This is a genomic window from Pseudomonas sp. zfem005 (genome assembly GCF_032621735.1).
Taxonomy (GTDB): Bacteria; Pseudomonadota; Gammaproteobacteria; order Pseudomonadales; family Pseudomonadaceae; genus Metapseudomonas; species Metapseudomonas solani.
Genome location: NZ_JAVYJE010000015.1, coordinates 45,096 through 56,583, shown reverse-complemented (window position 1 = coordinate 56,583; position 11,488 = coordinate 45,096). Strand labels below are relative to the sequence as shown.

Genomic DNA, 11,488 nt, shown 5'->3' with positions numbered 1-11,488 from the left:
GCTCATCTGTTCGCAGAGGGGTTGACGACTGTGAGCGGATGAGCGAAATTCACCACCATCATCTGATCCGTGCGCGCTGCCGAGATCAGCTCCAAAAAGACCCGGCCACCGAGCCGGGTTTTTTGTTTCACGATGACTCCAGCCCGGTAGTTCGCTGGACTGCGACGTAGCCCGATACAGCAGGTTTATCAATAGCTTACGCGCTTCCATCATATGCCGGTGCTTTCTGAAACTTGACCCGGTTCTCCCTCGCGCCGCTCCTATCTGGCTCCTGGAATCCGGGTCGTTCCAAGGAGTCATCATGGCAAAGATCAAGCTCACCAAGACCGCCGTAGAGTCGGCGCAACCCCAGGCGAAGGACATCGAACTACGGGATACCGTCGTGCCCGGCTTCCTTTGCAAGATTACCTCGACGGGACGCCGGGTGTTCATGCTCCAGTACCGCACGAACTCTGGCCAGCCCCGCAAGCCCTCGCTGGGACTCTACGGGGAGCTAACCGTCGAACAGGCGCGGGTCAAAGCGCAGGACTGGCTGGCCGAGGTTCGCCGGGGTGGTGATCCCGGCGGTGCCAAGGCCGAGGCGCGCAAGGCGCCCACGATGGCCGAGTTGTGCAAAAAGTTCATGGAGGACTACTCCAAGAAGCGCAACAAGGTCAGCACGCAGGACGGCTACCAGGGCGTCATCGACCGCAACATCATCCCGCTGCTGGGCCGCAAGAAGGTGCATGACGTGAAGCGGCCCGACATTGCGGGGCTCATGGAAAAGCTGGCCTACAAGCCGACCGAGGCCAACAAGACCTTCGGCGTGCTGCGCAAGATGTTCAACTTGGCCGAAGTCTGGGGCTTCCGCCCGGACGGCACGAATCCGTGCCGCCACGTCCCGATGTACCCGCCGGGCAAGGAAACCCGGCTCATCGTGGACGAGGAAATGGTGCGGATCTTCCGCCAGTTGGAGAAACTGGAGGCGGAGGGGCTGGAGAACTACGTCATCCCGTTGGCGATCCGGCTGCAATTCGAGTTTGCGGCGCGGCGCTCCGAAATCTGCCCGCTCGAATGGAGCTGGCTGGACTTCGAGAACCGGCGCGTGGTGTGGCCCGACAGCAAGGTTGGCGGCATTTCCAAGCCCATGAGCGAGGAAGCCTATCGGCTGCTTTCGACGGCGCCGCGTCTGGAAGGCTGCCCTTACGTCCTGCCGTCGCCGAACGACCCGGCCAAGCACCTGACCTTTGGCGAGCACTATGGCGGCTGGTGCCGGACGCTCAAGGCCGCCAGCGTGCCGCACGTAGGCACGCACGGCATCCGTCATCGCTCGACCACCGACATTGCCAATTCCGGTGTGCCGACCAAAGTGGGAATGAAGCTGACGGGCCACAAGACCGTGGCGATGTTCATGCACTACGTCCACACCGAGGACAAGCCGGTGCGCGAGGCGGCCGAGCTGGTGGCCAGCCGCCGCCAAGCCATCACGGGCGCGCGGCAGCTTGCGGAGGCGGTGGCATGAACGGGCGCCGGCCATCAGCAGCATCGCTCGCAGCGCCCGCGGCGCTGCTGGGCGACATTCGGGCACTGATCGAGGCGGCGCGCTTGCGCGCCGCCTCGACGGTGAATAGCGAGCTTACGATGCTCTACTGGCGCATCGGCCAACGCATCCACACGCAGGTCTTGGACAGGCGCCGGGGCGCCTACGGCAAGGAAGTTCTGCCCACCTTGGCTGCGCAGTTGGTGGAGGAGTACGGCAGCAGCTTTGCAGAGCAGAACTTGCGCCGCATGGTGCAGTTCGCCGCCACCTTCCCCGACGAGCGAATTCTCGTATCACTGATACGAGAATTGAGCTGGACGCACTTCATCGCCCTGATGCCGCTGAAAGACCCGCTCCAGCGGGACTACTACGCACAGATGGCCAGCACCCAACGCTGGAGCGTGCGGACGCTGCGCGAGCGTATCGACTCGATGCTGTACGAGCGCACGGCGCTTTCCCAAAAGCCGGAAGAAACCATAGCGCAGGAGTTGGCGACCCTGCGCGATGCGCAGCGCATGTCGCCGGCCCTGGTCATGCGCGACCCGTACATCCTCGACTTCCTGGGCCTGCGGGACACTTGGCAGGAAGGCGACTTGGAAGCGGCGATCATCCGTGAAATGGAGTCCTTCCTGCTGGAGCTGGGCGCGGGCTTCTCATTCGTCGCCCGGCAGAAGCGCATTCCGATCGACGACGAGGATTTCCACCTTGACCTTCTGTTCTACAACCGCAAGCTGCGGCGGCTGGTTGCGGTGGAGTTGAAGGTAGGTGACTTCAAGGCGGCCTACAAAGGGCAGATGGAGCTTTACCTTCGGTGGCTAGACAAGCACGAACGGGAGCCGGAGGAAGCCTCGCCGCTCGGGATCATCCTTTGCACCGGCAAGAAGCGCGAGCAGATCGAATTGCTGGAGCTGGACAAGTCCGGCATCCACGTTGCCGAGTATCTGACCGCCTTGCCGCCGAGGGGCGTGCTGGTGGAGCGGCTGCAACAGGCAACGCAACGGGCGCAGTTGCAAATCGAGCAGCGCAAGACGGACAACGAGTAGTCCTGTCCCAAGCAGTCGGGCGTCCCGGCGTGCCGCCGTCGCGCTGTCGTGCTGCGCATCGAGCTTCGCTGCGCGAGTCTCGCCCCTGTCGGGCTTCCATCACTGACGCCTCCGTCCCGGCTCGTTGATCCGGGCCTGCGCGCTCCGCTTGCCAAAAATCGACTCTGTGCAGTGGGCGGGTGTGGGCGGTCTTGCTGTTCCCTTCACCGTATCACGGCGTTCTCGCCGTCAAGGGCGGCGCGCGCCATGCGCGCTTGCGTCCTGGCGGCCGTCTGCGACCCCTGACTGCTTGCGCTGCGCCGTGCTGCCGCCGGTTCCGGGCAATTCCGCCCGAGCAACCGGAGCACGATCATGTCGCAACTGTCCTTTCCCTCGTTCGATTCCTGTCTGCTGGTGCGCGACGCGCACGGGCGCTATCTACCGGCATCGGCCGACGACATTCTGGAAGCTGCGCGCCAGGTCATTGACCGGAAAATGCGGCGCGGAGCAGAGTTCACTTCGCCGGCGGCGGTCAAGGAATACTTGCGTACAAAGTTGGCCAGCTTCGAGCATGAGGTGTTCGTAGTGCTGTTCATGGATACGCGCCATCGTCTGATCGAATACAGGGAGATGTTCCACGGCACTATTGACGGTGCGTCGGTGTATCCGCGCGAAGTGGTCAAGGAGGCGCTGCGGCTCAATGCGGCGGCGGTCGTCGTTTCGCACAACCATCCGAGCGGAAACCCCGAGCCGAGCGCGGCTGACCGGGCGCTGACCCAGCGGCTCAAGGAAGCGTTGGGTCTGGTGGACGTGCGCGTGCTCGATCACATCATCGTTGCGGGCAACGAAACGGCATCGTTCGCCGAGCATGGGCTGATCTAGCCCAAGGGGCTTCGGCCCCTTTTTGCTGCGCCTGGTGGCATAGCTATGGCCCTCGCGGCCTGATGCTCAGGCCGTCGCAACCTGAATCATCTCGTCGTAATGTTTCTTGTCCACCTCTTCCAGCCACTGGAAGATGTTCCCGATGACGCTGTGGCTTTCGCCTGCCAAGTTTTCTGCGGATTCCTCTGTTATCTCAATAACGTCGCTATGTGAATACTTATTGATAAAGCGGTAGATTTTTTCTTTAAGCTCTGGTGTCGTGATGGTGCAATCTTTTAGGCCAGCCTCCATCAATTGACTAATGTCGCTTCGACGCCTTGGATATTTGAAGGTGAAAAACGATTCAACAAGCTTTCGGGCGAGGTTGGCGGTCAAGAACGCCTCATCTCGATTGAGTGTTGTGTGCGCCCTATATTCGTAGAGCTTCTTGAAGATATAGTGGTACTCGGAACCGTAGTTCTTGAGTGAGTCGTCGGCATCCACAAGTAGGGAGTGACGAGGGGAGCCAGGTGGCGCATCCAGGCGATAAAAGAAGCAATTCTCGGCGTTGCCTTTTTTGACTCGATTCCTATTGGTGCCAGTGAACCAGTCTCTCACTAGCTTAAAGTAAGTGAAGTTGTGAGTCAGCACAAAAAGTTGCTTGGCTTCAGTGCATTGCGTTCTCAAAAACGAGTAGGCGTGAAACAAGTGATTAGAATCAAAGCTTGAGACCGGATCGTCAACGACGACGATCGTATCCTTGATGTTATTTCCATTTTCTTTGAGCTTCGTGATGAAATAGACAAATGCAATCGCAGTTTTCTCACCTTCGCTCAAATTCCCATCGTGCTCACCAACCCCGTTTCTGATGATCTCATAGCCTTTCTTCTTCTGATTGAAGTTCAGGCAAAGCTCAGAGCGGCCAATGAAGCGATGCAGGATGTCATTGAACTCCTTTGCCCCGACCGTTTCATTCGAGAGCGCCGCTTCTATGGCTCCGACCTCTAGACTAATTTTTTCAATTTCCTTATGGTCGTTCTTTGCTTCTGACTCAAGGTCATTGCACTTCTTCTCACTTCCAGCATAGTCAAACTCTTGCACCTCAGCCGCAGCAAAGTGAAGCTCCAGTGCCACCTTGCTTTTTGAGGTCTCAGATTTGAAATTTGAAGTCTTATTGTTGTGCTTTCCAACGAGAGCAACAATCGATTTCAGGATGTCATTGAAATTGGTGACATCGTCTTCAACCACATCCGAGATCTGAATGTCTGTCTTCCCAGGGTCTGTGATCTTGGCCTTCAGGGCTTCCCGCCAGGCGTCGATTTGCTGGTCGATCTTTTCAGCAGCAGTTGCGTAGTCCTTTTGAAGCTTCTCTGCCTCGGCCGATAGTTCTTTATAAAACTCGGTCGATGCGGGAAACTGATTAGCTGGAGCGCCTTGAGATTCAATCCATGTCGCCGCGTTCTGAAGTCGGCTCTGAAACTCCGTGAACTCCTTGCTGAAGTGGGCAGCAAGCGCCTCGGCACGAAGCTGGGCGAACGGAGAGCCGCAGAACTCGCAGGATTGCGAGTCGTGGTTTTTATGGATTTCCAAGCCTGCTTGAACCCATTCGCGGATTTCCGGGTTATCGGTCAGCCGCTGGATTGCTTGATTGACCGCCGTAGTCCCAATCAAATCTCTGATGCGGCCCGCCGCTTTCTTAAAGTAGTCCGGCTCAATGGCCGTTGAGGCGAAAGCAATGCTTGGAAGCTGATCTGGCTTGGCGGCATTCGTAAGGTCGATAACCCTCTCATCTGGAAGAACCGACTCCGCCTTGATAATTGTCTCGCCGTTATTCTGTATGAAGTTGAAGAGCTTGCGGCGGTCGTAATTCAAGTAATAACTGTCGCTCGTATCAATCGCCTGAAGTCCAAGCTTCATTTTCTTGGCAGCATTGGTCAGGAACTTCTCTAATGCCTCACGCTGCTTCTTGATATCGCTTTGCTTGTCGTCGTGAGCCTTCTTTTTCGACTGAAGCTCGCTCTTCAGCTTCTCCAGCTTCTGCAAGTCATCAATCTTCTCTTTCGCAATAAGAAGGATGCTCTTTACGGATTTGTCCCAATCAATGTTCTCATGCACGAAGCGTTGATTGAAAACATGAATATTCAATTGGGATGAGTGGAGTGTGGATTCCGTGATCGTTGAGCCATCCTCCAGAACTACTGAAAATTGGCCCGTGCTGAAGCGGGGAACCATCGAGCGAAGCTCAAAGCAAGAGAATAGATTCGATAACGTTGACTTGCCTGTTCCATTCCAACCATAGACCAGGTTGTACCGGCCGAACTTTTGGATCTTCGTTCCATTGAAGTCGCTGAAGATTCCGAACTGTTTGAGGCGGTTGATGCAGACAATCATCTCTATATCTCCGTGTTCTTGCTTTCCCATCATTTGCTTGCGAAACAAATGGTAAACGAAGAGTCCTCTTGCGTCTCCGCTTCGCGGATCGCGCTGCTCCAGGTTCGCTAGTCGCTCATCCCTGGCGGGACTGGCTTCGCCAGCCTTCCGCATCGCTGACGCCTACGGCCCGGCTTCCAGCTTCGGGCCTGCGCGCTTCGCTTGCGTGCGGTCAGCACAAAGGGATGGCCGTTGCCTTGTCCAGCCGTCTCCCCTGACTTCATCACCTTACCCGCGACCGTAGCCCGCGACCGTGTGCCGTCAAGGCGCGCAGGGCCGTGTCCTCGGCTGCGCCTGCGGGCCGCACCAACCCTGCGCTTGGCTCCTTGACGGCCCCCGTCCGCGCGCTCCTTTGGGCGCGGGCGATGAACTCAGGAAAGACGGTGGCAACAGGGCCAACCGGGTTCCTCGTGCCGACCGCACCAAACAGCCGAAAGGCTGGGCTCCGAATCTAGAAATCCGGTGTGCGGTGTGAACAGCAAACCTCTTTTGTCAGGAGAAAGACCATGCAACTCGCATCCCGTTTCGCTTTCCGCTCCCCCTCGCTGCGCAGCGATTACCCGCTGTCCGACGACCAGATTCACCGCGTGGCCCCGTCCATCTTCGCGGATGCCCCGCACGAGAGCCGTTCGCAGCGGTACGCCTATATCCCCACCGCCGCCGTGCTGACCGAGCTTCGCAAAGAAGGCTTCCAGCCTTTCATGGTGACGCAAACCCGCGTGCGCGACGAAGGCAAGCGCGAGCACACCAAACACATGATTCGCTTGCGCCATGCCAGCCAGATCAACGGCGCGGAGGCCAACGAAATCGTGCTGCTGAACTCGCACGACGGCACCAGCAGCTATCAGATGCTGGCCGGAATGTTCCGGTTCGTGTGCAGCAATGGCCTTGTCTGCGGCAACACCGTGGCCGATGTGCGAGTGCCCCATAAAGGCGACGTGGCCGGTCTGGTCATTGAGGGGGCTTACGAAGTCTTGAGCGGTTTCGATCGGGTGAAGGAATCGCGCGATGCCATGCGCGGCATCACCTTGGACGATGGCGAATCCGAAGTGTTCGCCCGCGCCGCGCTCGCCCTCAAGTACGACGACCCCGACAAGCCCGCGCCCATCACGGAATCGCAAATCCTGATGCCGCGCCGCTTCGACGACCGCCGCCCCGACCTGTGGAGCGTGTTCAACCGCACCCAAGAAAACCTGACCCAAGGCGGGCTGCGTGGCCGCAGCGCCAACGGGCGCCGACAGCAAACCCGCCCGGTGCAGGGCATCGACCAAAACATCCGACTAAATCGCGCCCTCTGGCTGCTGGCCGATGGCATGCGCCAGTTGAAAGCCTGAATCCCCACGCGGCAGGGGCAGGCAGCAGCCCTTGTCGCTTTCTTCGCTGCTGCATCCCTGAACCGATAGGAGTTATCACCATGAACGCCGTTACCCAAACCGAAGCCCGCGCCATCAACACCGCCGCCGCTATCCCGCTGGAAGCCGCTGATCCGACCAAGAACCTGATTCTGGTTCCGCTGTCGCGGCTGGTGTCGCGTCCCACTGGCCGCAACGTGCGCAAGACCCCGCGCATGTCCATTCCCGAACTCGCCGCCAGCATCCAGCGTGTCGGCCTGCTGCAAAACCTCATCGTGATTGCCGCCGCCGATGGCGAGCATTACGAGGTCGTGGCCGGTGACCGTCGCCTCGCAGCGTTGAAGCTGCTGGCGAAAAAGCACCGCATTAGCAAGGAATGGGAGGTGCCTTGCCTGCTGGTGGCCGATGGCACCGCCCGCACGGCCAGCCTCACCGAGAACGTGCAGCGCGAAGCCATGCACCCCGCCGACCAGTTCGAGGCGTTCGCCGCGCTCGTGGCCGAAGGCCGCAGCATCGAGGACATTGCAGCGGATTTCAGCGTCACGCCGCTGGTGGTGCAGCGCCGTCTGAAACTCGCCAACGTGTCGCCGCGCCTGCTGGCCGACTACCGGGCCGAGGCCGTGAGCCTTGACCAGTTGATGGCCCTCGCCATCACCGACGACCATGCTGCGCAGGAAGCCGCGTTCTACGATGCGCCCACATGGCAGCGCGGCCCGCACAACCTGCGCGACCGCCTGACCGAACGCGAAATCGACGCCTACCGGCATCCGCTGGTGCGCTTTGTCGGGCTGGACGGCTACGAGCAGGAAGGCGGTGGCATCCGCCGCGACCTGTTCGCGGAGGGCGACAAAGGCGTGTATCTGACCGATGCCGCACTGCTGGAACGGCTGGCGCAGGACAAGCTGGCAGGTATCGCCGCCAAGGTGCAGGCCGAGGGCTGGGCGTGGGTGGATGCCACGCCGGGCATGACCCATGCCGATCTGCAAGCCTTCCAGCGTGCGCCAAGGGAACGCCGCAGTCCGAACAAGCGCGACGCGCAGCGCATCGAGAAGCTGCAAACCAAGCTGCACGAACTGGCCGAGGCGGTGGATGCCGCGCTGGACGACGAGGACGAGGAAAAGGCCGATGCCTTGCAGGAAGAAGGCGAACGCCTGGGCGAGCAGTTGCAGGCGCTGGAAGATGGCTTGCTGGACTATGCGGCCAACGTGAAGGCCGCAGCCGGTGCCATTGTCACCATCGACCGCGACGGGCAGGCCGCGATTCATCGCGGGCTGCTGCGCGAAGCGGAGGCCAAGGCACTGCGCACGCTGGAGCGGCTGCGGCAGGGTTTCGGCAGCGAAGGCGAAGCCGCGAACGAGGACGCAGGCGAGGACGACGAGCAGCCCAAGACCGCCGCCATGTCTGACCGACTGGCGCAGCGGTTGAGCGCGCACCGTACCGCTGCGCTGCAAATCGAAGTTGCACGGCATCCGCAAGCAGCGCTGGCCGCCGTGGTGCATGGCATGGTGCAGACCGTCTTGCAGGAAAGGCACTACGGGCACGACCTGCCGCTGGGTGTGCGCCTCACGGTGCAAGACCGGCTGGAAGGCATGGCCCCGGACTGGCCGGAATCACCCGCCGCCGTGGCGCTGCGCGAACTGCAACAGGTGGCAGGCGAAACCTTGCCGGAGGACAGCGCCGAACTGTTCGCCGCGCTGCTGGCGAAATCACAGGATGAACTGGTGCGGCTGTTGGCCGTGTGCTTAGCTTCCACGGTGGACGTGGTGACGCCTCGCGCCACGCCGCACCAGCCCGGCGCGGAACTGGCGCAGGCCGTGGGGCTGGATATGGCCGCGTGGTGGCAGCCCACCAATGAGGGTTACTTCCGGCATGTGCCGAAGGCCGCGATTCTGGAAGCCGTTGGCGGGTTCGCGCCCTCGCACGTCACCCGACTGGCGAAGTTGAAGAAGGGCGACATTGCCAGCGAAGCCGAACGGCTGGCCGCTGGCACCGGCTGGATGCCCGCCATCTTCCGCTCCGAAGGCCCGCAGCAGACCGGGCAGGACGCGCCGGCGGATGGCGAAGCCGAAGCACAGGAAGAAGTGGCCGCCGTGGCGGATGACCAGCCGCAGGCCGAGGCTTTGGCCGCGTGACTTCGCACCGTAGATAGCGCCCCGGTTCCGGCCGGGGCGCTTCATGTTGAGGATGCCTGCCATGACCCACCAACCCGCAAACCGCCCCCGCATAGCTGCGACCTATGCCTCCGGCACGGTGCGCGCCCGCCGCTGGCACGGCGACGGCGACGTGCGCGGCTACCGTCCGCCGCGTGGCTGGACGGCCCGCGCCGACCTGACCGATCTGCATCCCCTCACGGGCCGCGCCTTGCCGCGCGCCGTGTGGTGGATCATCGAAACCAAGGAATAACGAGCCGCACCGGCCCCAAGCCGTGCCGCCTTGGGGCCGGTGGTCGAAAACTCCGGGCGCGGCGGTGGCCGCGCCCGGTTTCACTGCTCAAAGCCAAAACGCCCCATCGCCGCCTTCGGACAGGCGGCGATGGGGCCACGCACAAGGGCGCTCGTGCGCGAAATCCACGAAGCCAGCAAGTGTGGCGGCGCATCGCGCCGCCAACGATTCGACCGAGCCCCGCCGCAATGGGCGGGGCTGGTGTGGCTACGCCCCGGCTTGCTGCGGCAGGTTGCACGAAAGCGTGCCGTCCCCGACGCTGGCGGTTCGTTGTCTGTACGTCACGAAAGACGGTTCACCGACACGCCGCCCAGCCTCGCTTCTATGGAGCTTCCACACCACGCCTCAGTATGTGGCCGTGAGCTGCGGCAGGGGCGCTCTGGCCTTGTCGTCGGGGCATTGACCTGGCCCGCGTCAGGGCGCAAGCCGGTGCAGCCGTCACGCGGGGATGCCGAGTTGGCCACGTCTCCATTCGGGAGCGGGCGGCCTGTGCGTCCTTGTCTTGTTGTGAATCCTGGCGGTGGCGCGGCTGCGCCTTGTGCTTGATGGCCGCAACCTTGCAGCGAAAACAATTTCCCCTGCGCTGCGCGCATTCCTCGCGGGACAAATTCTTTTCGCTTCCAGGTTCTCCACGTTGTTGCGACCGCTGTGCGGTGCGACCAGCCCATCCCCCGCCGGCCGGATCACAACAAGGACGCACTGGCGCGACCTTGTTCAACCCGAAAGGAGAAACATCATGGCTAACATCGGCACCTTCACCGCAGAGAAAGACGGCTTCACCGGCACGCTTCGCACCCTGACGCTCAACGTCAAGGTCAAGCTGGTTCCCAACGACAAGGGCGACACCGAGAACGCCCCCGACTTCCACCTGCAAGCGGCTGGCCACGAAGTCGGCGCAGCGTGGAAGAAGACCAGCGAGGCCGGGCGGGAATACCTGTCCGTATCCATCGACGACCCTTCGTTCCCGGCGACGGTCTATGCCCGCCTGATCGAGAACGAGGACGGCACGCACGACCTGATCTGGTCGCGCAACAAGCCGAAGGCGGCCTGACAGCCGCTTACCGCGTCCCGCCCACTGCGGCGGGGCGCGATGCTGCTGATCGCAGCACCGCACGCGCAGGATTTCTGCTGCTGCCGCGTGCTGGATACGCCCGTCACGGCGGGCCTGCATGCGTGCCTTGTGGCTCGCAATCCGTGTCAACGAGCGGTGTGTGGCGTGTCGGCGCTGTAAGCGCCGCCGGGCTTTCGGGCTTCGCCCCGTGCCGGCAAGCCGTCACGGCCATCCGGCTTCAATCCCTCACGCCTTCGCGCCTGCGGCGCTGCGCGCTCCGCTTGCTGCAATTCAGTACCACACGCCAACGCGCTAAGGCGTGTCGGGCTCTTCCAATATCGCCCTGAGTTCCTGGCGCACCTGTGCCAGCAATTCATCAGCTTCGCGGGTGCTGTCACCGGCATAAGCCAATGTGAGCAGCGTGAGCGGATGCACTTCCATGACCTCGCACAGATCGGCCAGCTTCTGGATGGTTGGGCTTTTCAGGTCGCGCTCCAGCGTGCTCATGTAGGTGCGACTGGACACGTTGGAGAACGCTTCCTGGCTCAAACCACGCGCCTTCCTTACCGTCCGAATCGCCGCTGCCAATGAGTTCTTCGCTGCCACCTATGGTTTCCCCAAAAAACCAAGATGACAGCCCATTGCGCCCTATAGGACTACAATCTATAGTGTTCATTTGGTGGTGATGTTTTCCTTTTCCGTGCTTTTACGGAGATCCGCATCTGCGGATTTCCTCAGACCCAGGGAACCGCATCCGTGTCTTTCCTGACTTCCACCAATACGCCTTCGTGCCTCTCCGCTTTTGCGGCTT

At 61.3% G+C, this 11,488-nt stretch carries 10 protein-coding genes; 7 read left to right on the top strand and 3 right to left on the bottom strand.

The features are described 5' to 3' along the window. Positions 1-2: 2 nt before the first annotated feature. Positions 3-131: a hypothetical protein gene (locus RTW82_RS27905; RefSeq protein WP_316927096.1), complete on the bottom strand. Its 129-nt coding sequence runs from the start codon at positions 129-131 to the stop codon at positions 3-5. Between the two features lie 170 nt (positions 132-301). Between RTW82_RS27905 and RTW82_RS27900 the strand changes: the two genes are divergently transcribed. From RTW82_RS27900 to radC, 3 genes are all read left to right on the top strand, one after another. Next, positions 302-1,501 (top strand): tyrosine-type recombinase/integrase, encoded by a 1,200-nt coding sequence (locus RTW82_RS27900; RefSeq protein WP_001062689.1) that lies wholly within the window; start codon positions 302-304, stop codon positions 1,499-1,501. Beyond that, complete coding sequence (locus RTW82_RS27895) at positions 1,498-2,562, top strand: YhcG family protein (protein ID WP_003092331.1); 1,065 nt, start codon at positions 1,498-1,500, stop codon at positions 2,560-2,562. Before RTW82_RS27900 ends, RTW82_RS27895 begins: the two co-directional genes overlap by 4 nt. Positions 2,563-2,913: 351 nt before the next feature. Further along, complete coding sequence (radC, locus tag RTW82_RS27890) at positions 2,914-3,423, top strand: RadC family protein (RefSeq protein WP_003092330.1); 510 nt, start codon at positions 2,914-2,916, stop codon at positions 3,421-3,423. Positions 3,424-3,489: 66 nt separating this feature from the next. On the opposite strand, the gene RTW82_RS27885 is transcribed toward radC, so the two are convergent. Beyond that, positions 3,490-5,793, bottom strand: coding sequence for an ATP-binding protein (locus RTW82_RS27885; protein ID WP_006379607.1), 2,304 nt, complete (start codon positions 5,791-5,793; stop codon positions 3,490-3,492). A 545-nt stretch (positions 5,794-6,338) separates the two neighbouring features. Between RTW82_RS27885 and RTW82_RS27880 the strand changes: the two genes are divergently transcribed. The 4 genes from RTW82_RS27880 to RTW82_RS27865 all read left to right on the top strand — a co-directional run bounded on the left by RTW82_RS27880 (position 6,339) and on the right by RTW82_RS27865 (position 10,677). Beyond that, positions 6,339-7,166, top strand: coding sequence for a DUF932 domain-containing protein (locus tag RTW82_RS27880; protein WP_003092327.1), 828 nt, complete (start codon positions 6,339-6,341; stop codon positions 7,164-7,166). Between the two features lie 80 nt (positions 7,167-7,246). Next, positions 7,247-9,316: a ParB/RepB/Spo0J family partition protein gene (locus RTW82_RS27875; protein WP_000994919.1), complete on the top strand. Its 2,070-nt coding sequence runs from the start codon at positions 7,247-7,249 to the stop codon at positions 9,314-9,316. A 61-nt stretch (positions 9,317-9,377) separates the two neighbouring features. After that, positions 9,378-9,587: a hypothetical protein gene (locus RTW82_RS27870; RefSeq protein ID WP_022580212.1), complete on the top strand. Its 210-nt coding sequence runs from the start codon at positions 9,378-9,380 to the stop codon at positions 9,585-9,587. A 775-nt stretch (positions 9,588-10,362) separates the two neighbouring features. Then, positions 10,363-10,677 carry a DUF736 domain-containing protein gene (locus tag RTW82_RS27865; RefSeq protein ID WP_001273857.1) on the top strand — a complete coding sequence of 105 codons (315 nt, stop codon included), beginning with the start codon at positions 10,363-10,365 and terminating at the stop codon, positions 10,675-10,677. Positions 10,678-10,989: 312 nt separating this feature from the next. On the opposite strand, the gene RTW82_RS27860 is transcribed toward RTW82_RS27865, so the two are convergent. Beyond that, complete coding sequence (locus RTW82_RS27860; RefSeq protein WP_006379425.1) at positions 10,990-11,283, bottom strand: helix-turn-helix domain-containing protein; 294 nt, start codon at positions 11,281-11,283, stop codon at positions 10,990-10,992. Positions 11,284-11,488 lie beyond the last annotated feature (205 nt).